This is a genomic window from Pedobacter sp. BG31 (assembly GCF_042464845.1).
GTDB lineage: Bacteria > Bacteroidota > Bacteroidia > Sphingobacteriales > Sphingobacteriaceae > Pedobacter > Pedobacter suwonensis.
In genome coordinates this window covers 43,083-69,367 of the sequence record NZ_JBHNZK010000012.1, presented here as the reverse complement: position 1 = coordinate 69,367, position 26,285 = coordinate 43,083, and the positions used below count along the sequence as shown (strand labels likewise).

Sequence of the window (26,285 nt, the reverse complement as noted above, 5' to 3'; positions counted from 1 at the left end):
GAACTAACACTTCAAAATTGCCCTTGTCTTTGCTTTCCAAATCAGAAGCTATATCTTTCCTGAAAAATATTATATCATTTATCTTACTGAAAATCAGTTTGATGATTAATAATTTAACTTTATTTAACTTTTTTTCTCTCTCTATGCAACCATTGTTTGTGATCTGCCATCTTCTATATACAAACACACAATGAAATTGACGCGAAGCTATACAATAAACGATTTGATGGAAGGCTGCAAAGCTGGTGACCGGAAGATGCAAGAGCTGCTTTATAAGCAAACAGCATCGAAGATGTTGGCCGTTTGTATGCGATACGCCAAAGATAGGATGGAAGCTGAAGATGTACTGCAGATGGGTTACATTAAAGTTTTTCAGAAAATTAAGGAATACAGGGGTGAGGGTTCTTTTGAAGGCTGGATTAGGCGGGTGATGGTAAATACCGCTATTGAGAGTTACCGTAAAAATTTACGCAGCTTAAATGTAGTGGAAATAGATGAAGCTTATGAGCAACCATCAACCGGATTTGATTTTAGCCGTTTAGGTATGCAGGACCTGATGAAAGTGATACAAAAACTGGCTGATGGTTACCGGATGGTTTTTAACATGTATGTAATCGAAGGTTACTCACATAAAGAAATTGGCGAGACATTAGGCATCTCAGAAGGGGCGAGCAAATCGCAACTATCGAGAGCAAGAGCAATATTAAAAGAAGAAATTATAAAAATGGAGGGATTTGGTTATGCAACCTATACGGGATAAGGATTTCGATCAGTTATTTAAGGATACTTTTGCTGATGCGGAAGTAACACCTTCAAGAGATTTGTGGAGCAATATAGAAAGCGAAATCGTGCCGAAGAAGAAAAGAATCATACCAGTATATTGGTTGTCGGCTGCAGCGATTTTATTGGTCGCCACGATCGGGATTTTGATTTATCAACAACAAAATACAACCCATCAGGGGAAACAATTGGCAAATAATGTAATTGAAAAAACTAAACCAGAGGTGAAAGAACCGATTGCCCAGGATACGGCAGTTACAACAGTTGAAAGTATTCAGCCCGTTTTACCAGTTAGACCTAAAGCAGTTAACGCTATAGCCAAAACAAAGGTTAAAAAGGAAATCAAGGCCACTGGATTGAAGGAAACGCATAGCATGATTACGGCACCTGAAATGCAGAAACAGGAAGCTGTTATAGCGAAAATTGAGGAACCTAAAAAAGATCTTAAAACGAAAATCGAAGAGGCGATTCTGCAGCCGAAAGAGGAGACGGTAACGGCGGCTGTTGCAACTCCGGTTAAAACAGATGAGCCTGTTAACGATAATGAACAAAGTAATAAAGGCATCCGTAATGTGGGCGATGTAGTCAACCTAATCGTTAACAAAATGGACAAGAGAAAAGATAAACTGATCCAGTTCCGCACTGATGATGATGATTCTTCTCTGTCATCCATCAATATCGGCCCTTTTAAATTTGGTAAACGGAAGAAATAGCGGTTATCAGTTGGCAGTTTTCAGTTTACAATTTTCAGTTACCAACACTAAAAAATCACAACATTTAAACACTACAACATTAAACATAACAAACACATAAATATGAAACGTCTAATTTATACAACACTTTTGGTAAGCGGACTTGCCGGTGTTATGGCTCCTGGTGCTTTTGCACAACAAGATTCTATCAAAAGGAATAGAAGAGATTTGGATTATGGAATTGTAAAGATAACAAGGGACGGCAAAGACAGCGTAAATAAACAACCCAAAAACGGCCGTTTTGTAGGTGGTATTACCTTTACCCGTGTAGATTTGGGTTTCTCCAGGTTAATTGATAACGGCAGTTTCAATTTATCTCCAAATAACGATTTTTTAGATTATAAAGGTGGGAAAACCAGTACATTCTCTTTTGATGTGTTACAGTTTGGATACCGTTTCAATTCAAACTTTAAGGTTTACGTAGCAGGAGGATTTGACTGGACTTTGATCCGTTTGAGAAAAGATATTACCATTGCAAAAAACTCAAATGAGTTTGTTTATACAGAATCGCCGGTACATTTTTCTAAAAACCGTTTTTCGAGCAGCTATGTACACATTCCCTTAAATTTTGAATTCCGTACTGCAGAAAACAAAAACGGCAAAAGGTTTTACCTGGTATTAGGTCCGGAGGTTAGCTTTTTGTTAAACGGAAAAATTAAACAGATTAGCGAGGAACGCGGTAAAGAGAAACAATATGATAACTACCACTTTCAATCGGTTCGTTACGGTGGTACTGTTAGGTTTGGTTATGGTGGTTTAGGTTTGTTTACCAAATACTATTTCAACGATATGTTTACCACTGCACAGCAAGCGGGCTTAAAGAATATGAGCTTCGGAATTACTTTTGGGTTAAATTAACCCTAAATCCCCTAAAGAGGACCGATCAATCTATTTAGATGAGATAACTTAACAGCATAAAACAAACACAAGTGAACAGATCCTGTTTCGGTTAGGCGGAACAGGATTTTTTGTTTAGCGTGTTTTTAGAAACATTTCAGGAGTTAAAACGCTTAATTTACTTTTTTTGTAATCCTTAATATTCCGGGTAACTATAGTTTTGATCAGGCTATTATTTTCAGCTGAAAAATTTTGTAGGGCATCCTCAAAATCCAAGAAATCTGAATCAATTGAGGATATAATAACACTTTTATCAATTATTAATACATCTAAAAAAGTAAATAAAATCTTAAAATCAGCCAAAATATCTTTATGTTGAAAGTGTTTTCTCAACAAATGGTATGTATTTGCAATAATCAATCCAGTAACAAAACCATTAACAGCCTTGATGGCACATAGATTCAAAATTTTTGATGCATGATCGAGAAATGGCTCCCTTTTTAAAAAAAAGTCGAGCAAAATATCTGAATCGAGTAGAACGTTATCCTTCATTGTTATTTAAGTATTTTTGATACTTTTCATCCTTAATCTTTTCTAATTCTTTTTTATAATCGTAATCATTAGGTAAATCTACTTTTGGACGAAGCATTAAAGACTTTATTAAAGGCGATAACTCATCATCTTTAGCTACAATCTCTTCTTTTTGCGTGATGGCCATCAGATAATTTTCTATCAAAGCCGATAAACTTCTACCTTGCTTTTGTGCATAGGATTTGGCACGTTTAATAACGGCATCGTTTATCGTTAAAGTTAGCTTTGTATTCATATTATGTTATTTATTGATATAAAATTAAATATATATTGTTACACGTGCAAATTAATATTGTTTTACACGTGTAAATTTGCTTTAAGCTTTAGCCTTTCTGCTTTAAGCTTATTCACTATCTTTACCCTGTGAGCAATATCCTAATCAGCGTTAAAAATTTAACCAAGCAATATCAGGCAGAACAGGCCGGTGGAATCAGAAATGTAAGTTTCGACATTAAAAAAGGCGATGTGGTTGCCATTATCGGCGAAAGCGGAAGTGGAAAATCAACCTTATTAAAATCCATCTATGGTTTGTTGAAAACTGATGAAGGAGAAATCTTTTTTGAAGATAAGCGTGTTAAGGGACCAGATGAGCAGTTGATTCCCGGCCATAAGCAGATGAAAATGGTTACACAGGATTTCTCGCTTAACATTTATGCGAAAGTGTACGATAATATTGCCTCGCAATTATCCAATACCGACCTAAAAACCAAAGCTGAAAAAACTTTGGCCATCATGGAGCATTTACGGATTTTACCGCTCCAGAATAAGAAAATTATTGAACTGAGTGGAGGTGAGCAACAACGCGTGGCCATCGCTAAAGCCATGGTTTCGGATACGCAGGTGCTGCTTTTAGACGAACCTTTCAGCCAGGTTGATGCTTTGCTTAAAAATCAGCTGCGTGCTGATATCAAACGTATAGCTGCCGAAACTGGTGTAACGGTGATATTGGTTTCGCATGATCCGGCCGATGGCTTATTTTTAGCTGATCAGTTATTGATTTTGCGCAATGGCGAACTTTTGCAAACGGGAAAACCAGCTGAAATTTACCAGCAGCCAAAACACATTTATACAGCACAAATTTTAGGTAATGCGGTAGTTTTGGCGCGAGATGAAGCCGAAAAAATAGGTTTAAAGGCGCAAAAAGATTTTGTTGTATTTTATCCGGAATGGGCGGAGATTAACAATAACTGGAGCAGCAGGCGCTTTGAAGTAAAAGATGTTTACTACAAAGGTTTTTATGAGGAGCTGTTGTTGGAAAGAAACGGTGTGAATGTGCGCGCTTTGCAATTAAACAGGGGAGAACATCAAAAAAATGACCATGTTCAGTTGAATATTAGCAGATATCTGGAGTTTTAATCATAGGTATAATTTCAAGTTATAAGTATAATTATAACTTTTTCAGATTAGAATAAGACAAAAAAAACGACTATGTTCAATTGAAAATAGTCGTTTTTTAGAATTAGATATTTTTCTCTAAGTAACATTTTCCGCTGCAACGAGTACAACTTTTATCCTGATTGGAGTTGTCGGTAGTGTTGATCTGCTTATCGAAATCCCACCAATATGAGCCTCATAGTCCATATCGCCATAAGGTAATTGATAATAATTTGTATAATTTGGTGTCGCTGTATAAACCAATATTCCTTCGTCATAGAAATTTACATCATCAATTTCTGGAATGTTTAAATCCAAATAATATTTTCCATTCTCAAGTACCCATTTATTTGGAGTTACATCAAATACAACTGTTCTATTGGGTGCAGTTTGTTGAACAAGTGTTTCTTTCTTGCACGAAGCCAGACCTAGTGTGGCAATGCAAAGCATTAAGATGGTAAGTTTTTTCATGTTGATTAGTTTTTATTTGTGTGTGATTTTGATATTACAAATCTGCTGCCAAAAAATCCAACAGCCCATTTATGGATTAATTATTGTACAGTGAACCATAGATACCAATTATAAATTTTCATTTATTCACCCCATATGAAGATCTTTTTTCGACTCTTACCCTGGTTAATCCTTTTGGTCGCCGCCTACTTTTTTATTTCCAAAAAGTTCAGTATCAATACCACTGTAGAAAGCAAACATCAGCTTTTGGTGGAGAAAATTGAGGCCATAGGTAAACTGGAGCTGGTAAGGTACCAGATTAGTGACGTTTTAGAACATAAGAACAAGACAGATTTTTTACCTGAGGCCAGTGTTTTATTGATTATCAAAGCCGAAGCGGTAGGCTGTATCGATCTGACTAAAATTGCGAAAGATGATATAAGTATTGATGCGGACACTGCTGTAGTAAATTTACCACAGCCCGAAATCTGTTATGTAAAAATCGACCATAAAAACTCACGTGTTTACGATACGAAAATGGCTTTTTTTCGCGAGGCGAGTTTGGTAGATGAAGCATACAAAGCCGCAGAAAGACAAATTACTGCCGAAGTTAAAAAATCGAGCATTTTAGCGCAAACAAAAACCAATGCTACTACGGTGCTTAAGCCCATTATTGAGGGGTTGGGCTACAAGAATGTGAGGTTTACCTTTGAATAAGGTAGAAGGCGGAAGATTTAGGGTTTAGGATTGCACCCGACCTCGGACTTTCCGACTCCCGACCTCGGTCTTATTTTAAAAAATCTTCACGGTGTGGGTTAAAGACATCAATCAATATCCCATCTTCCAAACAAACCACGCCATGAAATACATTTGATGGGGCAAAGAAAACATCGCCTTCGTTTAGGATTTTCTTATCATCACCCATACTTACTTCAAAACTGCCTTTGGCAACATAACTCATCTGTAAATGCGGATGATTATGAATGGTACCAATGGCATCTTTCTCAAATGCTACTTTAACCAACATCAGGTTGCTATCATAAGCCATAATTTTTCGTCTAACGCCAGCACCTAATTCTTCCCAGCTGATATCGCTATCCGTAATTAATGCTTTGTTGGTTAAATCTCTGAAGTTCATTTTTTTTGATTAAGATATGGCATGTTGAGCTTGTCGAAACATCTTGATTGTCCTTCGTTGCCCTAACATTGACAGACTTCACTAGGGAGGTCGTCATTGCGAGGAGGAACGACGAAGCAATCTTTCACGCTAAAATGATCCTTGCTGTAAAGATTGCTTCGTTGGCTGAAAAGCCTTCTCGCAATGACGATACTCGGAGAGGTTTATTTCAATTAGATGCTGCTGTCAATCATGTTGATTTTTATAAAATAAATTATCCCTCAGGATGACAGAGGAATTAATTATACTTTGCGTACTCTGCGAAAAACTTCGCACCCTTTGCGGTAAAAAAAAGCTAGACCAAATATTCAAACAAAGTCTGATCCTGATTTAACTCGATAATTTCGAATTTAAAATCTTTCATACGCTGTAATAAGCTGGCGTAATCATTTTTGTTCGAAAGCTCAATGCCCACCAACGCCGGACCGTTTTCCCTGTTGGTTTTTTTAATAAACTCGAAACGGGTAATATCATCCTGTGGTCCTAAAACTTCATTCACAAATAATTTTAAAGCACCTGGTCTTTGTGGGAAACGAACAATAAAATAATGTTTTAAACCTTCGAAAAGTAAAGACTTCTCTTTAATCTCCTGCATGCGCTCTATGTCATTGTTTCCGCCGCTAACAACACATACCACCGTTTTACCGGTAATCTGGTCTTTAAGCTGATCTAATGCAGCTATAGATAGCGCTCCAGCTGGTTCTACCACAATGGCGTCCTCATTATACAGTTTTAAAATGGTGGTGCAGATTTTTCCTTCGGGTATTAAATGCATCTGGTCAAGCAGTTCCTTACAATATTCATAAGTAATGTGGCCAATCCTTTTTACAGCGGCACCATCCACAAAGCGGTCTATTTCATCTAATGTATAAGGTCCACCATGCTCCATTGCTGTAACCATCGAGGGTGCACCAAGCGGCTCAACACCAATCAGTTTTACATCGGGTTTAACGGTTTTTAGGTAAGCACTTACACCTGATGCCAGGCCTCCGCCACCTACAGGCATCACCACCATATCTAAATCAGGCAGGTCTTCAAAAATTTCTACGCCTACGGTAGCTTGTCCTTCAATTACCTTTTCATCATCAAAAGGAGGAATAAAAGTGGCCTTTTTTTCAGCACTGTAAGCAAGCGCTTCTTTTAAGCAATCGTCAAAAGTATCGCCAACCAAAACCACTTCCACATTTTCGCCACCGAACATATAGGTTTGTTTTACCTTTTGTTTCGGGGTAATTTCAGGCATAAATATCACACCTTTAATGCCCAGTTTTTTACAAGAGTAAGCCACACCCTGCGCGTGGTTTCCGGCACTTGCACAAACTACGCCGTTTACCAACAGTTCCTGAGGCAGCGAACTGATTTTATTGTAAGCACCACGCAGTTTGTAAGAGCGTACAATCTGCAGATCTTCTCTTTTTAAATAAATATTGGCATTGTAAAAAGAAGAAAGTCCGGCATTAAACTCAAGCGGGGTACGTTTTACCACGTTTTTGAGCCTTTCTGTTGCAGATTTAAAATCTAGTGTATGTGGTGTTGTAGTATTCATTTTTTTAGTATCAAGTAGAGAGGATCAAGTATTAAGACTTAAAATTTCTCTGATATTTTTTGTAAAGCAGGGTTCGGCAATCCATCGGTTATTACAGCCCTGCTATTCGTTTCAATCTTTTTAATACGGCTGCCGTGCTGAGGAGCGAAAAACCTGTTTTCCATCGGTTACAGATGCTTCGTGCCTCAGCATGACATCATATTTAAGTTGGCCGCAATTAAAAAGTATTTCCACTGCTATCAGGTTTAGGGAAGCCGAGTCGGTGTGTCAAACTAAAACGCACCGGCTTAACGCCAAAACCCTGAATCTTTAGGCCGTTCGCTTGTCGCTCTCAGCTTTAGTCTCTAACCTTTCGGCTTCTAGGCCAGGTGCAGCGCAACCAATTGGTTCAAATCAGTATCGTTAATGCCCTGTTTGCTATCGGCTAAGACCAAAAACTGTTTGTAAACAATATCAAGGTGCTCTTTTTCCAATTGATAGCCTAGGCGTTCTAAATGATGTTTTAAGGCATGGCGACCGCTTCTTGCAGTTAATACTATCGTAGCATCAGGAAAACCGACATCTTCAGGTTTAATAATTTCGTAGTTTTCGCGGTTTTTTAAGAAACCATCCTGGTGGATGCCCGAACTGTGCGAAAATGCGTTTCCGCCAACAATAGCTTTATTGGGTTGTACCGGCATATTCATCTGGTTTCGTACCATGTGGCTCATTTCGTAAAAACGGGTGGCATCAATCTGGGTATTTAAACCCAGAACTTTGTGCGTTTTCAAAATCATCACCACTTCTTCCATAGAAGTATTCCCTGCACGCTCGCCAATACCGTTAATGGTACATTCCACCTGGCGGGCACCATTTTGTAAACCAGCGATAGAGTTGGCGGTAGCTAAACCCAAATCGTTGTGGCAATGCACTGAGATTATGGCTTTATCGATGTTTTTTACATTCTCTTTCAAATAAAGAATCTTCGAGCCGTATTGATCTGGCAGGCAATAACCGTTGGTGTCCGGAATATTGACCACGGTTGCACCCGCCGCAATCACGGCTTCAACCATTTTGGCTAAAAATTCGATATCGGCACGGCCGGCATCTTCTGCATAGAATTCAACGTCTTCGACAAATTTTTTCGAATACCTTACTGCTTCTACGGCACGTTCTAAAATTTCTTCGCGGGTACTGTTAAATTTATGTTTGATGTGGAAATCCGAAGAGCCGATCCCGGTGTGGATACGCGGCCTCTTGGCGTAACGCAACGCATCTGCAGCAACGTCGATATCATTTTTATTGGCGCGTGTTAAGGCACAAATGATCGGGTTGGTTACTGCCTTTGATAATTCAATTACGCTGTTAAAATCTCCGGGACTGGATACCGGGAAACCTGCTTCAATCACATCAACGCCTAAAAGCTCAAGTGATTTAGCGATTTCTATTTTTTGGTTTGTATCTAACTGGCAGCCTGGAACCTGCTCACCATCACGTAAGGTGGTGTCGAAAATATAAACTTTGTTAGGGTCGTGAATCATAATCTTTGATTTAGGAGTTGATTAATTTTTGTGATAAGAATTTCAATACTAACTTTCCCATTTCGGCGGTACCCAAAACTTTAAAACGGTTAGTGCTTTGGTCGGCGATATCGTGCGTTCTGAAGCCTTCTTTTAATACCTGGTCGATGGTATCAACCAATAATTTAGCTTCTTCTTTAAGTCCGAATCCGATTTCCAGCATCAGTGCAGCCGATAGGATAGAGGCTAGCGGATTGGCTAAATCTTTACCGGCAATATCGTGAGCAGAACCATGGATGGGTTCGAAGAAACCAGTGCTTTCGCCAACAGAAGCTGAAGCCAGCATACCCATTGAACCTGCAATCTGCGATGCCTCATCGGTTAAAATATCACCAAACAAATTAGCGGTTAATACCACGTCAAACTTTTTCGGGTTTTTGATCAGCTGCATGGCTGCATTATCGATAAACATATGCTCTGTTTCTACATCAGGATATTGTTTGGCAATTTCCTGAACGGTTTCACGCCACAGGCGTGAGCTTTCCAAAACGTTGGCTTTATCTACCGAACATAAACGTTTGTTGCGTTGTTGTGCAGCCTGGTAAGCTTTATGTGCAATACGCTCTACTTCGTAACGGTGGTAAATCATCAGATCTGAAGCCGTGTTCCGGTCTTCAGAACGTGTTTTCTCCCCAAAATAAACATCACCCGTTAACTCACGGAAAAACAAAATATCGGTTCCCCTTAAAATTTCGGGTTTAATGCTCGATGCCTGAAGAAGTTCATCAAATAGTAATATCGGGCGGAGATTGGCAAATAATCCCAGTTCTTTACGGATTTTCAAAAGTCCTTGTTCTGGTCTGACTTTTAAACTTGGATCGTTGTCATATTTGGCATGCCCAATTGCACCAAAAAGGATCGCATCGCTTTGCCTTGCTTTTTCCAAAGTTTCGTCTGGCAGGGGTTCGCCGGTAACTTCAATCGCCGCATGGCCCATTAAAGCTTCTTCGAAGTTAAATTCATGCCCAAAAATTTCGGCAATTTTTTCTAATGCTGCTTTTCCCCAGGTCGTGACCTCGGGGCCGATACCATCTCCAGGTATTACTAAAATGTTCTTCTTCATTGTTGACTCCTCTTTTGCTGTTGCTGTTTTTACCACGGATTTGCACAGATAGACACAGATTGATTTCTCCCATGGTTTGTGTCTTCACGAACCATTAGATTTTTATCTGTGTTCATCCTTATTATCTGTGGTTAACTTTCATCAGCTTAATATTTCTGTGTTTAAACTTTCGACGACTTTTACCTCGCCTTTTTCTAACAATATTCTTTTTTCTATGCAGGTTGGCAGCTGCGATTCAAAATGGCCAACATAAATTAAGGTCATCCCATTGCTACATAATTCATCAACCAATTGGTTAAAATGTTTGCTTTGCTGCTGGTCTAAACCCTGGCAAGGTTCGTCCAGAATTAATAGTTCCGGATTTTTTATGATTGTCCGCGCCAACAACACCAATCGTTGTTTACCGAGTGGAAGCGCAGTTAACAATTCATTTTTCTCTTCGGTAAGGCCAAAGTATGCTACCAATTCATCAACCTGTGTACTTTTAGTATAAGGCAATTGCTGGAATAAACCTACGGTATCATAAAAACCGGAGGCAATGCTTTGCCAAACGGTAGCGGTGGGATCGAAATACCAGTGAAATTCGGGTGAGATTAAGCCGATATGCTGTTTAATGTCCCATATGCTTTCGCCGCTTCCACGTCTGTTGCCGAATAAATAAAGTTCGTTCGCATAAGATTGTGGATGATCGCCGTTGATCAGGCTTAGTAAGGTCGACTTCCCTGACCCGTTATGGCCTTGAAGAAGCCATTTTTCTCCTGCTTTGATTTCCCAGTTAATGTTTTTCAATACCTGTTTTTCACCATAGCTGATGTTTACATTAACCATTTTTACAATATCCTGGGTACTGTAAACGGGCGATTCTTTTAAAAAATCCGGTATTTCTCTTAAGTGGATTTCGACAGCAGCACTTTCCAGTGCATCTACTTTGAGCAGCTTCCCGTCTCTTATTTCAGCAAATGAACGAATGGAAGTTGGCAATTCGGTGTCATTACTAATCAGGATCAATTGCACACCTTCTGCAGCCACCTGATCCAATAAAGCGTTTAGGTTTTTCCGCGAAGCAGTATCTAAACCTGTATAGGGTTGATCGATAATCAACAGCTGCGGTTTTAACCAAAGTGCTTTAACCAGCTGCAACTTTTTGTGTTCGCCGCTGGATAATTCGATTAATTGTGAGCTGGCAAATGTTGCAAAACCCAAAGCTTCCAAAATCGGCTCAACCTGATCGAAATGAAGTCCTTTCTCTTTTCCATAATTTACCAATTCTGCATGAACGGTCAAGGTATCATTAGCCTGTAAACTGGTATACCGCTGTTGATAATAAAAATTGGCCACCCCTTCCAGGTTTTTAAACTGGTACCAGCTTTCTACATAAAGTACTTCCTGAGGAAGTTTATTCTGCTGGTCAAAATTAATTTCTATGCTTCCCTGAAAAGGGACGAGGCTGGCAATGGCTTTGGCCAAAGCTGTTTTACCAGTTCCACTTTTGCCGCCGATTGCATAGCTTTCACCTCTATTCATTTCCCAATACAAATTCTTTAGCACCGCTTTGTTGCGGTAACCTAAATTTAAATCCTGTATGTAAACGAATGGTTTATCCATTACCTGGCCTGTTCAAATTCTTCAATTAATTGTTTTTGGTTTAAGATGAAATCGATGTCATCGTAACCGTTTATCAAGCATGATTTTTTGTAAGGATTGATCTCGAAGGATTCCTGAGCACCGGTTTCTACAATGGTAACGGTTTGTTTTTCCAAATCAACTTCTAAGGCCGATTTAGGATTGTTATCCACCGCTTTAAAAATCTGCGCCAGGAAGGCGTCGCTTACCTGTATAGGTAGCAAACCGTTGTTCAGCGCATTTCCTTTAAAAATATCGGCAAAAAAACTGCTGATTACGGCATCAAAGCCAGCATCCTGAATGGCCCAGGCGGCATGCTCGCGACTACTTCCACAACCAAAGTTTTTTCCTGCAACCAAAATCTGACCGCTATAAGTAGGATTGTTCATTACAAACTCTGGTTTCGGCGTATTATCGCCATTATAACGCCAATCGCGGAACAGGTTCTCGCCGAAACCTTCGCGTGTAGTCGCTTTCAGAAACCTTGCCGGGATAATCTGGTCAGTATCAATATTTTCTATATTTAAAGGCACAACGGCCGATGTTAATTTTGTGAATTTTTTCATGTTAATTAGTATCAAGTAGGGAGTATTAAGTAGCGAGACTTAAATTCCACTTTTTATCTTTTATCTTAAGCCATTTTGCTTAATGGTAGTAATTTTATACCTCATGTGTTTACCTTCCACCTTAAGCCCTACCACCTTCTACCTTGGTAAAGTGTTCAACTGTCGGAAAAGGATCATAGAAGTGATGCAATAACTTTTTCCAATCCTGGTAGGCTGCAGATCTTCTAAAACCTTCGGTGTGTGCCTCCAGCGTTTTCCAGTTTACCAGCAGGATATATTTATTTTCTACCTCTACACATTTTTGCAGCTGATGCGAAATGTAACCTTCCATTGAGGAAATGATTTTTTGCGCTTCGTTAAAAGCGCTTTCAAAATCAGCCGATAACCCGGCTTTTACATTTAGTATGGCAACTTCTAAAATCATATATTTATTTGCCGAAGATTAAACTAGGCATTTTGCCGTACCTTAAACCTTCTGCCTTTTAACCCTCTACTTTTTCCAACATTTCCCTTACATCGGTAATTTTTCCGGTTACGGCTGCTGCTGCGGCTGTAAGCGGGCTGGCCAATAGTGTGCGTGCATTTTGTCCTTGTCTACCTTCAAAATTTCTGTTTGATGTTGATACACAATATTTACCTGCCGGAATTTTATCTTCGTTCATTCCTAAACAGGCGCTGCATCCCGGTTCGCGTAACTGAAAACCGGCTGCTTCGAAAATCTTATCCAAACCTTCGTTTTTAGCCTGTTGTTCTACCTGTTTTGAGCCTGGAACAATCCAAACGGTAACGTTATCCGCTTTGCGTTTATCTTTGACAAAACCGGCAACTTCACGTAAATCTTCTATGCGGGAGTTGGTACAGCTTCCGATAAAAACATAATCAACAGGTTTCCCGATCAATGATGAATCATCATCAAAGCCCATATAATCCAGCGCTTTTTTGTACGATACTTTTTCGGTTTCTGGTTGTGCTGTGGTTGCCGGAATATGTTCCTGAATGCCCATTCCCATACCTGGGTTGGTACCATAAGTAATCATAGGCGCAATATCCGCAGCGTTGAAAGTTAACACGCTATCAAATTTTGCATCAGCATCGCTATATAAAGTTTTCCAGTAAGCTAAGGCTTTATCCCACTCTTCGCCTGCCGGAGCAAATTCCCTTCCTTTGATGTAATCGAAAGTGGTTTGGTCTGGTGCAATCAATCCACCACGTGCACCCATTTCGATACTCATGTTACAAATGGTCATACGGGCTTCCATGCTTAACGATTCGATTGCCGAACCTGCATATTCAATGAAATAACCTGTACCACCGGCAGCAGAAATCTTTGCGATGATGTATAAGATAATGTCTTTTGCGCCAACACCTTTTCCGAGTTCGCCATTTACCTCAATTTTCATGGTTTTAGGTTTCGACTGCAACAAACATTGCGTAGCGAAAACCTGCTCTACCTGCGAGGTGCCGATACCAAATGCAATGGCACCAAAAGCACCATGTGTTGAGGTATGGCTATCGCCGCAAACCATCGTTTTACCTGGTAAAGTAATGCCTAGCTCCGGACCGATAACATGTACAATCCCCTGAAAAGGGTGGCCCAGGCCATAAAGCTCTATTCCAAATTCTGCACAGTTTTTAGTCAGCATATCTACCTGATAGCGCGAAAGCTCTTCTTTAATTGGCAGTAATTGATTTAACGTAGGCACGTTATGATCGGCAGTGGCTACCGTCTGTTTCGGACGGAAAACAGGTAAACCTCTTTTGCGCAATCCATCAAATGCCTGCGGAGACGTTACCTCATGTATTAAGTGTGTATCAATGTATAAAATATCAGGAAATCCTTCTTCACTTTTTACAACGTGAGCATCCCAAATTTTTTCTACTAATGTTTTTGACATCTTTTTATGTTTAATAAACCTTACAGGTTTTAAAAACCTGTAAGGTTTGTAATTTATTATGCAGTTTTAATGGCTTTCATAGCAGTCATGGCTTTACGTAAGGTAGCACCAATTTGCTCAACCTGATGAGAACGGATCGCTTCGTTTACCTCAATTAGTTGTCTGTTATCAACAGCACCATCTTTACCTTCATTAAAGTTTTTACCAACTAAATCGGTATCTACTTTTTTCATGAAATCACCTAATAAAGGTTTGCAGGCCTGGTCGAACAGATAACATCCGTATTCAGCAGTATCAGAAATTACGCGGTTCATTTCAAATAATTTTTTACGGGCGATGGTGTTGGCAATAAGTGGTGTTTCGTGTAACGATTCGTAGTAAGCCGACTCTGGTTTGATACCAGCTTGTACCATGGTTTCGAAAGCCAATTCAACACCGGCGCGAACAAAAGCCACCATCAAGGTATAGTTGTCGAAATATTCCTGCTCACCGATTTTAACATCACCAGCCGGAGTTTTTTCAAATGCAGTTTCACCGGTTTCAGCTCTCCATTTTAATAAGTTTTGGTCACCATTTGCCCAATCTTCCATCATGGTACGGCTAAATTCGCCGCTCATAATGTCATCCTGGTGTTTCTGGAACAATGGACGCATAATATGTTTCAATTCTTCTGAAATTTCGAAGGCTTTGATTTTAGCTACATTGCTTAAGCGGTCCATCATGGCCGTGATGCCACCTTGTTTTAAGGCTTCAGTAATAACCTCAACACCATATTGAACCAATTTAGAAGCATAACCTGCATCAATTCCTTTTTCTATCATTTTATCGAATGATAAAATAGAACCGGTTTGTAACAAACCGCAAAGGATGGTTTGCTCACCCATTAAATCTGATTTTACCTCGGCTACAAAAGATGATCTTAAAACGCCTGCTCTGTGACCGCCTGTACCCACACAATATGCTTTAGCTTGCGCCAGACCTTTTCCCTGAGGATCGTTTTCAGGGTGAACTGCAATTAAAGTAGGAACACCAAAACCACGAACATATTCTGCTCTAACCTCACTACCCGGGCATTTAGGTGCAACCATAATTACCGTTAGATCTTTACGGATCTGCATACCTTCTTCAACGATATTGAAGCCATGAGAATATAGCAAGGTGGCACCTTCTTTCATTAAAGGCATAATTGCATTTACAACTGCAGTGTGTTGTTTATCTGGGGTAAGGTTGATTACCACATCCGCATTCGGGATAAGTTCTTCGTAAGTGCCAACGGTGAAATTATTTTCAGTTGCATTTTTCCACGAATCGCGTTTGCCCTCAATTGCTTCCTTACGTAAAGTGTAGCTTACATCTAAACCACTATCTCTTAAATTTAACCCTTGGTTTAAGCCTTGTGCGCCGCAACCTACAATTACCAGTTTTTTGCCTTTTAATGCGCTAACGCCATCTAAAAATTCAGCACTGTCCATGAAGTCGCAAACACCCAATTGGTTTAGTTTTTCTCTAAGAGGTAATGTGTTAAAATAATTTGCCATTGTTTTTATTGGTTAATTTCTATTTAATTATCGTTTTATGTATTCTTTTTTTTCTTTCGGATTGATTACCCTGATTGAGTGACTTTACCGATTTTATTTTTGTTGCCATGCTGAGCGTAGTCGAAGCATCTTTCTGTTTTACAATTGTTTTTTCAACGCGGAGGCGTAACCAAAATGTACATTATCATGTCCGATAGTGGTAATCAGTACCTCCTCAATACTATTCAGCTGCACACCGTAGGTTGATGTCAAAAAAGGGGTAATGTTTGTAAATGTTCCTTTTGCATAATCGGCTTTAATGTTTTCAATACTCACTAAAGCCATAGCTTTCAGTTCCGCAACTTCCGCTTCCGTTACCGTATAAGTTGGTTTTGTATCTTTCTTGTAAAACTCATTAAACTTTACGGCACTTGCATCAGGCCAGATACCGGTACGGAAATAACACAGTGTCTGAGTGCTTACTACAATGTGCCCAAAGTTCCAGATGATGTTGTTGTTATAACCATCCGGAATTTTATTCAACTGTTCGATAGTTAAGCTATCAACCAACTTAATAAATGCCGTTCTTGAGTTAATAATAAAGTCAAATATCTGATCCATTTTGCTGTTATTTTTCTGCTTCAGTTAAAGTTTGGTTAAAGATTATTTTGTTGTAAAACGGATCATTTACGGTTACTGCCCAGGTTCCGTAAAATGTTTTTTCCAATCCGGGGCGGTTGTATTTATATTTTTTATCAATAATGCTTTTATGAAATTCTTTCAGCCCTGTACAATCTACAAAAACACTTGCACCTGGAGAACAGTCGCCATGATGCTGAGTTAGATGTAATTCGATACCATTGAGTGAAATTTGCATATAAACCGGGGCATTTTCTTCGAAAGTATGTTTCCAGTCTATTTTAAAACCAAGCCAGTCCACATAAAACTCAATGGCTTTATCGTAATCGAATATTTTTAAAACTGGTATGGCTTTATTACATTTCATGTTTTTGTTTTTTCGTCATTGCAAGGCTGAATTGCTGTGAGCCGAAGCAATCTATTTGAACTGGTCTATAAGATTGCTACGTCGTTCCTCCTCGCAATGACGGATTTGTTGTTGGCTACATGGTAAAAATTTTCTCTCCTTTATCCAAAAATTCGTTTTCTACCAGTTCTTCTCCTGGTTCAAAGGCTTCAAATTCTTTTAACTTCTCATGGAAACCTGCGCTGTCTTTAATAATTGCAACTCTTGCTGAGCGAACAAATTCAATCAATTCATAAGGTTCTAAAGCTTTTACCAATGCATCCGTTTCTTCGCGGTGACCAGTTACTGCAAAAACAGTATAATCTTTACGGATCACCACCGCACTGGCGCCATATTGCCTTAATAAACGCTCAACAGTTACTTTTTCCGCAATCTCATCGGTAGAAACCTTATAAAGTGCCAGTTCCTGCCAGATGATCTCATCATTGGTATTAAAATAAACTTTCAGTACTTCGATCTGCTTTTCAATCTGGCGTGCCAGTTTCCGTACTACTTCGTAGCTTTCCTGTATCACAATGTTGAAACGGTGGATGCCATCAATTTCAGAAGGGGAGGTGTTAAGGCTTTCGATGTTAATTTTTCTTTTCGAGAAAATAATCGCAATCCTGTTTAATAAACCGATGCGGTTTTCAGCGTAAACCGTAATGGTATATTCCTGCTTACCGTCAAAGTTGGCTTTTGTTGTTTTATGTTCTAATGTATTTTCAGTACTCATGATAATTTCTTTTATCTATTCGTCATTTCGACCTTTTGGAGAAATCTGTTGTTAAAAGAGATCTCTCCATTTCGCTGCGCTTCAGTCGAGATGACGAATGCGTTTGCTTTTGTCTTTGAGCTTTTACCTTTCAACTTATTTTAACCTGATTTCGCTTACGCTCATTCCTTGTGGAACCATTGGGAAAACATTGTTTTCTCTTCCCACCATTACTTCAAGTAAGTAAGAACCTTCGTGGTTGATCATGGTTTCCAATGCTGCTCTGAGGTTTGCGCGTTCGTCAACTTTGGCTGCCTCGATGTAATAAGATTTAGCCAGTGCTACAAAATCAGGGCTGGTGATGTTAACAAAAGAGTAACGTTTATCATGAAATAACTGCTGCCATTGACGAACCATTCCCAAGAAACGGTTATTCAGGATCAGGATTTTTACTGCAGCACCGAATTGCATAATCGTACCTAATTCCTGAGGAGTCATTTGAAAACCCCCGTCACCAATAATAGCAATAACCGTTTTTTCAGGTGCACCGTATTTAGCGCCGATTGCCGCCGGTAAACCAAAACCCATGGTTCCTAAACCACCAGAAGTGATATTGCTGCGGCTATTGTTGAATGTTGCGTAACGGCAAGCTACCATTTGATGCTGGCCAACATCGGTAACAATTACGGCTTCACCACCACAGATTTCGTTGATGTTGCGTAATACTTCGCCCATGGTCATTTCATCGCCAGCAGGATAAAGTTCTGGTGTAATTACCTGGTCTATTTCTTGTTGGTTGTATTGTCTGAACTTAGCTAACCAATCTTCATGTTTGTTTTCATTAACCAAATTGGTTAATAGCGGTAAAGTTTCCTTACAATCGCCCCAAACACCTACTTCAGCCTTAACGTTTTTATCAATTTCAGCAGGATCGATGTCTAAATGAACAATTTTGGCCTGTTTGGCATATTTATCTAAACGGCCGGTTACGCGGTCATCAAATCGCATACCGATGGCGATGATTACATCCGCTTCGTTGGTTAACACATTCGGACCGTAATTACCATGCATACCCAACATACCTACATTTAAAGGGTGAGCAGTTGGGATAGCACTTTCGCCCATGATGGTCCAGGCAGAAGGGATGCCCGCTTTTTCGATAAAGGCTTTAAATTCTTTTTCGGCCTTGCCTAAAATCACGCCTTGACCAAACAATACAAAAGGTTTTTTAGCGGCATTAATCAATTCGGCGGCCTGCTCAATATATTCAACCCTAACTTTTGGTTTTGGGCGATAACTGCGGATATGATTGCATTTTACGTATTCAGGGAATTCCTCAAGCTGTAACTGTGCATTTTTGGTAATGTCAATTAAAACCGGACCTGGTCTGCCACTTTTAGCAATGTAAAAGGCTTTGGCCAAAACCTCCTGAATTTCTTTAGCATCGGTAACCTGATAGTTCCATTTGGTAACCGGTGTAGTAATGTTAATTACGTCGGTTTCCTGGAAAGCATCTGTTCCCAATAAATGGGCAAATACCTGACCTGTAATACATACCAATGGCGTACTGTCAATTTGTGCATCAGCCAGGCCAGTAACCAGGTTGGTTGCGCCGGGTCCGCTGGTGGCAAAACAAACACCCACTTTGCCGCTTGCACGTGCAAAACCCTGTGCGGCGTGTATACCACCTTGCTCATGGCGAACCAATATATGTTCTAATTTATCGGCATAATCATAAAGAGCATCATAAATAGGCATGATTGCTCCTCCAGGATAACCGAAAATGGTGGTAACACCTTCTTCAATTAATCCATTCAACAATACCTGAGAGCCCGTACCTTTAAATAAGGTTTTTGAGGTTTCTGCTTTCGTCTCGGTTTGTTGCATTGTTTCTTGTGCAGTTTCCATAGTTATGTTTTTGCGGTTCTATTATTCTTTAATTTTAAACCCTATTCTTTCTCTGTCTTTCCACTTGAATTGAGCAATTTTCTCGTCAATTAAGTTTTCCATAGCATCATAAAGTTCGTTCAGCTGAACATCATGTTCCCCAATCCGTTCTTTAATCTCGGTTAATTGTTCATTAATGCTGCTTTGTTTCAGCAGTATTTTACGGACATCAACGAAAGCCCTCATAATGGCGATGTTCATGTTAATGGCTTTATCGCTCTTTAAAACTCCACTTAGCATGGCAACGCCCTGTTCGGTAAAAGCAAATGGCAATGCAGAATTTGGTCTTTTAGTTGGGTATGTCATCACAAATTGTGATGACATACCCCGATTCAGACTTTCAATTTGAGCCATTATGCCTTCAAACTCATGTTTTGCGAGCTGAAACATAAAATCTTCAGGGAAACGCTTAATATTTCGTTTCACAGCTTGATTTAATACCCTTGTTTCAACTTCATAAAGTGCTGCCAGATCAAAATCGAGCATGACTCTTTCTCCCCGGATTTCATAAATCCTATTCTGAATACTTTTAATTATTTGCATAATCTATTTTTTTAGTAATCAATTAATCCAGGGATGATTTTTGATTTAATATTCGTCAGTTACGCAACCACTTGCTGCGTCTGAAACTGTTTTAGCATATTTATATAGGACACCTTTTGTAACTTTCAATTCTGGCTGTACATATTTTTTTCTACGTTCAGCAATTATTTCATCGCTAACTTGCAGGTTGATGATGTTATTTACAGCATCGATTAAAATCGTGTCTTCATCTTCGACCAGGCCGATTAAACCGCCTTTGTAAGATTCAGGTGTAATGTGGCCAACCACGAAACCATGTGTGCCACCAGAGAAACGTCCATCGGTAATTAAAGCTACCGATTTACCCAGGCCTGCGCCGATAATGGCTGAGGTTGGTTTCAACATTTCTGGCATACCTGGAGCACCAACCGGACCAGCATTTTTTATTACGATGACATCGCCAGGTTTTACACGTCCGCTCGAAATACCGGCAATTAAATCGTGTTCTCCATCAAAAACCCGTGCCGGGCCTTCAAATTTTTCGCCTTCTTTACCGCTTATTTTAGCTACCGAACCTTTTTCGGCCAGGTTTCCATAAAGAATCTGCAGGTGGCCGGTTGCTTTGATCGGTTCACTTAGTTTTTGAACGATTTTCTGGTCGTAATCCATAATCGATTTCACATCAGCAAGATTTTCAGCCACTGTTTTACCAGTTACGGTTAAACAATCGCCATGGAGCAGACCTTCATTCAGCAAATATTTTAATACCGCAGGGATACCGCCATATTGGTGTAAATCCTGCATTAAATATTTTCCGCTAGGTTTAAAATCGGCCAGTACCGGTGTTACATCACTCATGCGCTGAAAATCATCCTGTGTAATTTCTACACCGATAGCCTTACCCATAGCTATAAAGTGCAATACCGCATTGGTACTTCCACCTAAAATGATAATGGAACGGATGGCATTTTCGAATGCTTTTCTGGTCATGATATCAGATGGTTTGATATCTTTCTCCAGTAAAATCCTAATGTATTTACCTGCATCTAAACATTCTTGCTTTTTCTCCGGGCTTGTGGCCGGATTTGAAGAAGAGTAAGGTAAACTCATACCTAAAGCCTCAATTGCTGAAGCCATGGTATTGGCGGTATACATGCCGCCGCAAGCGCCTGCACCTGGGCAAGTGTGTTTGATGATTCCCTGATAATCTTCATCAGAAAGATTACCACAGATTTTTTGTCCTAGTGCCTCGAATGCCGAAACAATATTTAATTCTTCACCTTTATAATGGCCTGGAGCAATTGTACCACCGTAAACCATAATAGACGGGCGATTTAACCGCGCCATGGCCATGATGGCGCCCGGCATATTTTTATCGCATCCAGGAATGGAAATGATGCCATCATAATACTGTCCGCCGCAAATGGTTTCGATACTATCGGCAATTACATCGCGGCTAACCAATGAGTAGCGCATACCATCCGTACCGTTGCTCATTCCGTCGCTTACACCAATGGTATTAAAAACCAAGCCCACTAAATCATTTTTCCAGACCCCTGCTTTGACCTCTTTTGCAAGGTCGTTCAAATGCATGTTGCAAGTGTTACCATCATAGCCCATACTTGCAATACCTACCTGCGCTTTAGCCATATCCGCATCGGTTAAACCGATGCCGTAAAGCATTGCCTGAGCAGCAGGTTGTGTTGGATCTTGTGTAAATGTTTTACTGTACTTGTTTAATTCGCTCATTGTTTAAAATGTATATTCTGGTTCTGTTAGTTGTATTCTTTTGAGGCAAAAAAAAACCGCCTCTTTTAGGAGGCGGTTTCGATAAGGGTATATTTTTATATTATACGCAACGATTTCCACCTCTTTTTTTAGAAATGACAATAATAAGGTTGCTAATAATGTTTGTATTTATATTCATGTCGTCGACTGAACTACAAACATACTAACTTCTTTAAAAATGCAAAGAACTATTTACTATATTATATTACCCTATTTTTTCACCCCGATTACAATTCCTGTTGCCCAAACTTGTTTGGTTAAATGTAAATCATCACGGGATTCCAAATCCTTCATCAACTTATTGGCTTTTTCCTGGTGACCGTCAGGCCAATTTTGTTGAGGTAACATATCATCAATTATATAAAGGCCACCTTTGTTGAGCATGGCAATCGCTTCATCTAAAAGCAAATATTTTCCATACCAGGTATCTGCAAATATGTAATCGAATTTTTTGCCTTCGTTTTCTTTAAACCACTCTGCGCCATCAGTATTCACTAAGGTTAAACGATCATCATCGCCAAGATAATCTTTTGCAATTGCTAAAAATTTAGCATCGTGATCTATTGATATCAAAGTACTTTGTTCATCTAAGCCATCCAATATCCAGGCTGTTGATAAACCGGTTCCGGTGCCAAGTTCAAGAAAACTGCCGGAAGGTTTAGACGCTGCAAGTGTCTTAAGCAAAGAACAGGTTAATACGTCCGAAGCCATGTTAAATCCTGATGCCATAGTAGCCGTATTGATCTGCTGGTATGCCTTTGGATAATTTTGATTGATTTCTTCCGTCATCTGTTATTGGTTGCTCGTTATAATTTCAATTTTTTTGGCTGCTTATTCACGGTCATTTGGTTAATGGCATTTATGCTAATCTGTTATTAGCCATTTGACGCTGAGCTATCAGCCCATTTAAATGATCACTTCATAATTTACTTTTTCGAGCACCAGGTTTTTATAAGCACGCTGTATGGTATAACCAATAGATTCTCTCCACAATGGGCGATATACGATGTCATCGATAGAGGCAATGCCTGCTATCTCAGTGGCTGTTCCACATAAAAAAGCACTGTCGGCCTTTTTAAGGTCTTCTATGGTTAGCTTTTTCTCCACACATTCTATATCCAAAACGTTGCAAAGTTCTTTAACTGTTGCTCTGGTAATACCGGATAAAATATTGCCTGGCGATGGGGTATATAATTTGCCATCTTTTTCGAGGAAAATATTTGCGCCAGATGCTTCGGCAACGAAACCATGCATATCTAAAAGCAATGCTTCATCATAACCTTTAATGTTTGCTGCTGTAGTCGCTAAGATAGAATTAACATAGTTCCCACTCAATTTTGCTTCCATCGGAACTGATTTTGGATTTGGTCTTTCGTAATCAGAAACGGTTAATTTTAATAATTTGTTACCCGAATATGCGTCCCATTCCCAAGCACATATTAAAATCGAAACGCCGCTTGGTTCGTTTAATTTCATGTTAGGGTGGCAAAATACCAGCGGGCGTATATAAGCATCTTTCAGCTTGTTCAATTGAAGCAATTTATAGGTTGCAGCAATTAACTCCTGTTTATCCCACGGAAAAGGAATGTTTGCCAACTGACAGGAACGCTCCAACCTGTCGAAATGGGCCGCAGCTTTGAAAATTCGGTTACCATTATGTGTTTTATAGGCTCTAATACCCTCGAAAGCGGCATAACCATAATGTAGTGATTGGCCGTAAAGGTCAGTACTGCTATTTACAGCTTTTTCAAAAGCTCCGTCAAGGTAAATAATCGTATTAGAATTGTAGTATTTCATAATACTCTCTATTTTGTTATTTAAAAAAAGCGTCCCGTTTGTTCGGGACGCTTTAGATATATTTAGTTTATTAAAATCTATTTAAACTGCGTCCGCTTCTTGCCTAAAATATTTAGGAGTAGAAGGTTAAATAAAATGACAGGAAACAACACCACACTGACAACTGTTGCTGCTAATGCTTTTGGGTTAAAGGTGTGATTTTCAATCGTCATGATTATCTTCTTGTTTATAAAACCAATTTAGTTTTTGGTTCATTAATATGCAAGAGAAATCAAAAAAAAGTTAAATCGGAATATAATTTCTTGATTTTCATCAAAATCAAAACATTATTCTTAATTGAAGTGTAATTAGTGATTTAATGCCGACCGTTGTAGACCAAATATCAAAACGGTATATGGTCTGTTTGTTATGCTTGCATTATAAATTTTCTGATTTTCTGCCTAAAATGAGTAGAAGTGCGGTAAAAATTGAGAATTTAGAGGTATTTAGTAACGAAATAACAACGAAAAATTGCAGTTACTGCTTAGGAAGACAACTGGTTATTACAGGTGTTTAATACTTGTTGAGAATTGTTAGATCTTTATAACAGGATCTACCCTGATCTCATCGCTATTATACTTATTTCAGGATCTATTTAACAGGAAGGATGCTGAAACAAGTTTAGCACGATGACCGGGTTAGTTAAACCGGTTGAGGGTTATTCGGTACAAGATTTCGAAAATAAAATAATAAAAAAAGCCTTCTGATTTTAAATCAGAAGGCTTTCCAAATGAGTTGATTATTTTGATTAAGCGATACCTTCTGCTAAAACCACGATTTTGTTGTGGATAGCTTCAACTACACCGCCTTTGATAAAGAAGCGTTGCTCATCGGTTTTATTTGCTTTAATAATCACTTCTCCATCTTCCAAAGTTGAGATGATAGCGGCATGGTCTCTTAAAATCTGAAAAGAACCTAAAGTACCAGGAACCGTAACTGCTGTTACTTCGCCTTCGAAAACTTTTTTATCTGGAGTTAATATTTCTAAATTCATTTTTATTAGATTGGAGATGAGAGATATGAGATTTGAGACTAAGTCTCTCTCACATCTCATATCTAGTGTCTCACGTCTCTTTTAGTTCGCTTCTGCTAATAATTTTTTACCTTTTTCGATGGCATCTTCAATGCTACCAACTAAGTTAAATGCAGCTTCAGGGTACTCATCAACTTCACCATCCATGATCATGTTAAATCCTTTGATGGTATCTTTAATGTCAACCAATACACCTTTTAAGCCTGTAAATTGCTCAGCTACGTGGAACGGTTGAGATAAGAAACGTTGAACACGACGTGCTCTTGATACCACTAATTTATCTTCCTCAGATAATTCGTCCATACCTAAGATGGCGATAATATCCTGTAATTCTTTATAACGTTGTAACGTTTCTTTAACACGTTGTGCAGTGTTATAGTGCTCATCACCTAAAACCGATGGAGAAAGGATACGTGAAGTAGAATCCAACGGATCTACCGCAGGATAGATACCTAACTCGGCAATTTTACGCGAAAGTACTGTAGTTGCATCTAAGTGGGCAAAAGTTGTTGCCGGAGCCGGGTCAGTTAAATCATCCGCAGGTACATAAACTGCCTGTACTGATGTAATTGATCCACGTTTAGTTGAAGTAATACGCTCTTGCATTAAACCCATCTCCGTTGCCAATGTTGGTTGGTAACCTACTGCTGATGGCATACGACCTAATAAAGCCGATACCTCAGAACCTGCCTGTGTAAAACGGAAGATGTTGTCAACGAAGAAAAGAATGTCTTTTCCAGCGCCTTCGCCATCACCATCACGGAAATATTCTGCAACAGTTAATCCCGATAAGGCTACACGTGCACGCGCACCAGGAGGCTCGTTCATTTGTCCGAAAACCAATGTTGCTTTAGATTCTTTTAACTTTTCAGTATCAACAGCTTTCAAATCCCATCCACCTTTTTCCATTGAGTGTAAGAAATCGTCACCATAGTTGATTACGCCTGATTCGATAAACTCACGAAGTAAATCGTTACCTTCACGGGTACGCTCACCAACACCTGCGAATACTGATAAACCAGCATAAGCTTTAGCGATGTTGTTAACCAACTCCATAATCAATACCGTTTTACCTACACCAGCCCCACCGAACAAACCGATTTTACCACCTTTAGCATAAGGCTCTAATAAATCGATTACTTTGATACCTGTAAAAAGCACCTCAGTTTCAGTAGATAAATCTTCGAACTTAGGAGGGGTTGCGTGGATAGGACGACCGTCTGTTTTATCAACTGTGTTGATACCATCAATCGCTTCTCCAACCACATTAAATAAACGACCCTTAATCTGGTCGCCAACTGGCATTTTAATCGCAGCGCCAGTATCAACTACTTGCATACCACGAACCAAACCATCGGTAGAGTCCATCGAAATTGCACGTACACGGTCTTCACCTAAGTGCTGTTGAACTTCTAAAACAATTTTTTGTCCATTTTCTTTCGTTATCTCTAACGCATCAAAAATTTTAGGTAGATGGGCATCATCAGCAAAGCTAACGTCAACCACAGGGCCGATAATTTGTGCTATTTTTCCTAAGTTAGGCATATCTGTTGTGAGTAAATTTATTACAGTCAATGAATTAAAGCTGTTTGTAGGGGCTCCAATTCGGTTGGCAAAGTTAAGTTATTCTTGCTGAATTTTAAATATATATTATAAAATTTTTCAACAGCATAAAACTCATCAATTTTTA

Annotated in this window: 27 protein-coding genes; 5 read left to right on the top strand and 22 right to left on the bottom strand. The window is 39.3% G+C overall.

Translation table 11 applies throughout. The annotated features are described in order from the left end of the window. Window positions 1–190 precede the first annotated feature (190 nt). The 3 genes from ACFE6N_RS15045 to ACFE6N_RS15035 all read left to right on the top strand — a co-directional run bounded on the left by ACFE6N_RS15045 (window position 191) and on the right by ACFE6N_RS15035 (window position 2,390). The gene (locus ACFE6N_RS15045) at window positions 191–760 is read left to right on the top strand and encodes an RNA polymerase sigma factor (protein ID WP_090984941.1); all 570 of its coding nucleotides are present in this window, start codon (window positions 191–193) and stop codon (window positions 758–760) included. Continuing rightward, window positions 741–1,493 carry a hypothetical protein gene (locus ACFE6N_RS15040; RefSeq protein ID WP_378937732.1) on the top strand — a complete coding sequence of 251 codons (753 nt, stop codon included), beginning with the start codon at window positions 741–743 and terminating at the stop codon, window positions 1,491–1,493. The genes ACFE6N_RS15045 and ACFE6N_RS15040 overlap by 20 nt, the downstream gene beginning before the upstream one ends. 102 nt (window positions 1,494–1,595) lie before the next feature. After that, window positions 1,596–2,390 carry an outer membrane beta-barrel protein gene (locus ACFE6N_RS15035; protein WP_378937730.1) on the top strand — a complete coding sequence of 265 codons (795 nt, stop codon included), beginning with the start codon at window positions 1,596–1,598 and terminating at the stop codon, window positions 2,388–2,390. 114 nt (window positions 2,391–2,504) lie between these two features. Here the strand turns inward: ACFE6N_RS15035 and ACFE6N_RS15030 are convergent, their stop codons facing one another. After that, window positions 2,505–2,921, bottom strand: coding sequence for a type II toxin-antitoxin system VapC family toxin (locus ACFE6N_RS15030; RefSeq protein ID WP_378937727.1), 417 nt, complete (start codon window positions 2,919–2,921; stop codon window positions 2,505–2,507). Further along, entirely contained in the window at window positions 2,911–3,195 is a 285-nt protein-coding gene (locus ACFE6N_RS15025; RefSeq protein ID WP_378937725.1) for a DUF6364 family protein, read from the bottom strand. The genes ACFE6N_RS15030 and ACFE6N_RS15025 overlap by 11 nt, the downstream gene beginning before the upstream one ends. A gap of 128 nt (window positions 3,196–3,323) precedes the next feature. On the opposite strand from ACFE6N_RS15025, the gene ACFE6N_RS15020 reads away from it, so the two are divergent. Further along, window positions 3,324–4,316 carry an ABC transporter ATP-binding protein gene (locus ACFE6N_RS15020; RefSeq protein ID WP_378937723.1) on the top strand — a complete coding sequence of 331 codons (993 nt, stop codon included), beginning with the start codon at window positions 3,324–3,326 and terminating at the stop codon, window positions 4,314–4,316. A gap of 117 nt (window positions 4,317–4,433) precedes the next feature. Here ACFE6N_RS15020 and ACFE6N_RS15015 read toward each other — a convergent pair whose 3' ends face one another. Then, window positions 4,434–4,805, bottom strand: a complete 372-nt coding sequence (locus tag ACFE6N_RS15015) for a hypothetical protein (protein ID WP_378937721.1) — start codon at window positions 4,803–4,805, stop codon at window positions 4,434–4,436. Between the two features lie 135 nt (window positions 4,806–4,940). On the opposite strand from ACFE6N_RS15015, the gene ACFE6N_RS15010 reads away from it, so the two are divergent. After that, window positions 4,941–5,501 (top strand): DUF4230 domain-containing protein, encoded by a 561-nt coding sequence (locus ACFE6N_RS15010; protein WP_378937719.1) that lies wholly within the window; start codon window positions 4,941–4,943, stop codon window positions 5,499–5,501. A 70-nt stretch (window positions 5,502–5,571) separates the two neighbouring features. Here the strand turns inward: ACFE6N_RS15010 and ACFE6N_RS15005 are convergent, their stop codons facing one another. The 19 genes from ACFE6N_RS15005 to atpD all read right to left on the bottom strand — a co-directional run bounded on the left by ACFE6N_RS15005 (window position 5,572) and on the right by atpD (window position 26,140). Next, a complete protein-coding gene (locus ACFE6N_RS15005; RefSeq protein WP_378937717.1) occupies window positions 5,572–5,922 on the bottom strand; it encodes a cupin domain-containing protein in 351 nt (116 codons plus the stop codon). Between the two features lie 334 nt (window positions 5,923–6,256). After that, window positions 6,257–7,507 (bottom strand): threonine ammonia-lyase IlvA, encoded by a 1,251-nt coding sequence (gene ilvA / locus ACFE6N_RS15000; protein ID WP_090984925.1) that lies wholly within the window; start codon window positions 7,505–7,507, stop codon window positions 6,257–6,259. Between the two features lie 359 nt (window positions 7,508–7,866). Beyond that, window positions 7,867–9,027: a 2-isopropylmalate synthase gene (locus tag ACFE6N_RS14995; RefSeq protein ID WP_378937715.1), complete on the bottom strand. Its 1,161-nt coding sequence runs from the start codon at window positions 9,025–9,027 to the stop codon at window positions 7,867–7,869. 10 nt (window positions 9,028–9,037) lie between these two features. After that, window positions 9,038–10,129 carry a 3-isopropylmalate dehydrogenase gene (gene leuB / locus ACFE6N_RS14990; RefSeq protein ID WP_090985041.1) on the bottom strand — a complete coding sequence of 364 codons (1,092 nt, stop codon included), beginning with the start codon at window positions 10,127–10,129 and terminating at the stop codon, window positions 9,038–9,040. A 141-nt stretch (window positions 10,130–10,270) separates the two neighbouring features. Next, window positions 10,271–11,734 carry an ATP-binding cassette domain-containing protein gene (locus ACFE6N_RS14985; protein ID WP_378937713.1) on the bottom strand — a complete coding sequence of 488 codons (1,464 nt, stop codon included), beginning with the start codon at window positions 11,732–11,734 and terminating at the stop codon, window positions 10,271–10,273. Next, a complete protein-coding gene (leuD, locus tag ACFE6N_RS14980; RefSeq protein WP_090984919.1) occupies window positions 11,734–12,318 on the bottom strand; it encodes a 3-isopropylmalate dehydratase small subunit in 585 nt (194 codons plus the stop codon). The genes ACFE6N_RS14985 and leuD overlap by 1 nt, the downstream gene beginning before the upstream one ends. Window positions 12,319–12,439: 121 nt before the next feature. Next, entirely contained in the window at window positions 12,440–12,742 is a 303-nt protein-coding gene (locus tag ACFE6N_RS14975; RefSeq protein WP_378937711.1) for an antibiotic biosynthesis monooxygenase family protein, read from the bottom strand. Window positions 12,743–12,800: 58 nt separating this feature from the next. Beyond that, window positions 12,801–14,213 (bottom strand): 3-isopropylmalate dehydratase large subunit, encoded by a 1,413-nt coding sequence (gene leuC, locus ACFE6N_RS14970; RefSeq protein ID WP_378937709.1) that lies wholly within the window; start codon window positions 14,211–14,213, stop codon window positions 12,801–12,803. A gap of 56 nt (window positions 14,214–14,269) precedes the next feature. After that, complete coding sequence (ilvC, locus tag ACFE6N_RS14965) at window positions 14,270–15,751, bottom strand: ketol-acid reductoisomerase (protein ID WP_378937707.1); 1,482 nt, start codon at window positions 15,749–15,751, stop codon at window positions 14,270–14,272. A 138-nt stretch (window positions 15,752–15,889) separates the two neighbouring features. After that, window positions 15,890–16,351: a DinB family protein gene (locus tag ACFE6N_RS14960; protein ID WP_378937705.1), complete on the bottom strand. Its 462-nt coding sequence runs from the start codon at window positions 16,349–16,351 to the stop codon at window positions 15,890–15,892. 7 nt (window positions 16,352–16,358) lie between these two features. Continuing rightward, entirely contained in the window at window positions 16,359–16,736 is a 378-nt protein-coding gene (locus ACFE6N_RS14955) for a glyoxalase superfamily protein (protein ID WP_378937703.1), read from the bottom strand. A 115-nt stretch (window positions 16,737–16,851) separates the two neighbouring features. Continuing rightward, window positions 16,852–17,490 carry an acetolactate synthase small subunit gene (gene ilvN / locus ACFE6N_RS14950; protein WP_378937701.1) on the bottom strand — a complete coding sequence of 213 codons (639 nt, stop codon included), beginning with the start codon at window positions 17,488–17,490 and terminating at the stop codon, window positions 16,852–16,854. A 135-nt stretch (window positions 17,491–17,625) separates the two neighbouring features. Next, window positions 17,626–19,377: a biosynthetic-type acetolactate synthase large subunit gene (gene ilvB, locus ACFE6N_RS14945; protein ID WP_145859947.1), complete on the bottom strand. Its 1,752-nt coding sequence runs from the start codon at window positions 19,375–19,377 to the stop codon at window positions 17,626–17,628. A gap of 21 nt (window positions 19,378–19,398) precedes the next feature. Continuing rightward, window positions 19,399–19,959 (bottom strand): ORF6N domain-containing protein, encoded by a 561-nt coding sequence (locus ACFE6N_RS14940; protein WP_378937699.1) that lies wholly within the window; start codon window positions 19,957–19,959, stop codon window positions 19,399–19,401. A 45-nt stretch (window positions 19,960–20,004) separates the two neighbouring features. Continuing rightward, window positions 20,005–21,687, bottom strand: a complete 1,683-nt coding sequence (gene ilvD, locus ACFE6N_RS14935) for a dihydroxy-acid dehydratase (protein WP_378937697.1) — start codon at window positions 21,685–21,687, stop codon at window positions 20,005–20,007. A 249-nt stretch (window positions 21,688–21,936) separates the two neighbouring features. Further along, complete coding sequence (locus ACFE6N_RS14930) at window positions 21,937–22,515, bottom strand: O-methyltransferase (protein WP_378937695.1); 579 nt, start codon at window positions 22,513–22,515, stop codon at window positions 21,937–21,939. A gap of 117 nt (window positions 22,516–22,632) precedes the next feature. Then, window positions 22,633–23,523 carry a branched-chain-amino-acid transaminase gene (gene ilvE, locus ACFE6N_RS14925; protein WP_378937694.1) on the bottom strand — a complete coding sequence of 297 codons (891 nt, stop codon included), beginning with the start codon at window positions 23,521–23,523 and terminating at the stop codon, window positions 22,633–22,635. A gap of 787 nt (window positions 23,524–24,310) precedes the next feature. After that, window positions 24,311–24,556 carry an ATP synthase F1 subunit epsilon gene (gene atpC, locus ACFE6N_RS14920; protein WP_090984893.1) on the bottom strand — a complete coding sequence of 82 codons (246 nt, stop codon included), beginning with the start codon at window positions 24,554–24,556 and terminating at the stop codon, window positions 24,311–24,313. Window positions 24,557–24,637: 81 nt separating this feature from the next. Next, window positions 24,638–26,140: a F0F1 ATP synthase subunit beta gene (gene atpD / locus ACFE6N_RS14915; protein WP_378937693.1), complete on the bottom strand. Its 1,503-nt coding sequence runs from the start codon at window positions 26,138–26,140 to the stop codon at window positions 24,638–24,640. Window positions 26,141–26,285 lie beyond the last annotated feature (145 nt).

Excerpts from the sequence above, each read along its gene's own strand:
- ACFE6N_RS14940 (WP_378937699.1), bottom strand. The coding sequence starts at position 19,959 with ATGCAAATAATTAAAAGTATTCAGAATAGGATTTATGAAATCCGGGGA.
- ACFE6N_RS15005 (WP_378937717.1), bottom strand. The coding sequence starts at position 5,922 with ATGAACTTCAGAGATTTAACCAACAAAGCATTAATTACGGATAGCGAT.
- leuD (WP_090984919.1), bottom strand. The coding sequence starts at position 12,318 with ATGAAAAAATTCACAAAATTAACATCGGCCGTTGTGCCTTTAAATATA.
- ACFE6N_RS15030 (WP_378937727.1), bottom strand. The coding sequence starts at position 2,921 with ATGAAGGATAACGTTCTACTCGATTCAGATATTTTGCTCGACTTTTTT.
- atpC (WP_090984893.1), bottom strand. The coding sequence starts at position 24,556 with ATGAATTTAGAAATATTAACTCCAGATAAAAAAGTTTTCGAAGGCGAA.
- ilvA (WP_090984925.1), bottom strand. The coding sequence starts at position 7,507 with ATGAATACTACAACACCACATACACTAGATTTTAAATCTGCAACAGAA.
- ilvD (WP_378937697.1), bottom strand. The coding sequence starts at position 21,687 with ATGAGCGAATTAAACAAGTACAGTAAAACATTTACACAAGATCCAACA.
- ACFE6N_RS15040 (WP_378937732.1), top strand. The coding sequence starts at position 741 with ATGCAACCTATACGGGATAAGGATTTCGATCAGTTATTTAAGGATACT.
- ilvE (WP_378937694.1), bottom strand. The coding sequence starts at position 23,523 with ATGAAATACTACAATTCTAATACGATTATTTACCTTGACGGAGCTTTT.
- ilvN (WP_378937701.1), bottom strand. The coding sequence starts at position 17,490 with ATGAGTACTGAAAATACATTAGAACATAAAACAACAAAAGCCAACTTT.
- ilvB (WP_145859947.1), bottom strand. The coding sequence starts at position 19,377 with ATGGAAACTGCACAAGAAACAATGCAACAAACCGAGACGAAAGCAGAA.
- ACFE6N_RS15010 (WP_378937719.1), top strand. The coding sequence starts at position 4,941 with ATGAAGATCTTTTTTCGACTCTTACCCTGGTTAATCCTTTTGGTCGCC.
- atpD (WP_378937693.1), bottom strand. The coding sequence starts at position 26,140 with ATGCCTAACTTAGGAAAAATAGCACAAATTATCGGCCCTGTGGTTGAC.
- ACFE6N_RS15015 (WP_378937721.1), bottom strand. The coding sequence starts at position 4,805 with ATGAAAAAACTTACCATCTTAATGCTTTGCATTGCCACACTAGGTCTG.
- ACFE6N_RS14960 (WP_378937705.1), bottom strand. The coding sequence starts at position 16,351 with ATGGATCAGATATTTGACTTTATTATTAACTCAAGAACGGCATTTATT.
- ACFE6N_RS14975 (WP_378937711.1), bottom strand. The coding sequence starts at position 12,742 with ATGATTTTAGAAGTTGCCATACTAAATGTAAAAGCCGGGTTATCGGCT.
- ACFE6N_RS15025 (WP_378937725.1), bottom strand. The coding sequence starts at position 3,195 with ATGAATACAAAGCTAACTTTAACGATAAACGATGCCGTTATTAAACGT.
- leuB (WP_090985041.1), bottom strand. The coding sequence starts at position 10,129 with ATGAAGAAGAACATTTTAGTAATACCTGGAGATGGTATCGGCCCCGAG.
- ACFE6N_RS15035 (WP_378937730.1), top strand. The coding sequence starts at position 1,596 with ATGAAACGTCTAATTTATACAACACTTTTGGTAAGCGGACTTGCCGGT.
- ACFE6N_RS14955 (WP_378937703.1), bottom strand. The coding sequence starts at position 16,736 with ATGAAATGTAATAAAGCCATACCAGTTTTAAAAATATTCGATTACGAT.
- leuC (WP_378937709.1), bottom strand. The coding sequence starts at position 14,213 with ATGTCAAAAACATTAGTAGAAAAAATTTGGGATGCTCACGTTGTAAAA.
- ACFE6N_RS14930 (WP_378937695.1), bottom strand. The coding sequence starts at position 22,515 with ATGACGGAAGAAATCAATCAAAATTATCCAAAGGCATACCAGCAGATC.
- ACFE6N_RS14985 (WP_378937713.1), bottom strand. The coding sequence starts at position 11,734 with ATGGATAAACCATTCGTTTACATACAGGATTTAAATTTAGGTTACCGC.
- ACFE6N_RS14995 (WP_378937715.1), bottom strand. The coding sequence starts at position 9,027 with ATGATTCACGACCCTAACAAAGTTTATATTTTCGACACCACCTTACGT.
- ACFE6N_RS15045 (WP_090984941.1), top strand. The coding sequence starts at position 191 with ATGAAATTGACGCGAAGCTATACAATAAACGATTTGATGGAAGGCTGC.
- ilvC (WP_378937707.1), bottom strand. The coding sequence starts at position 15,751 with ATGGCAAATTATTTTAACACATTACCTCTTAGAGAAAAACTAAACCAA.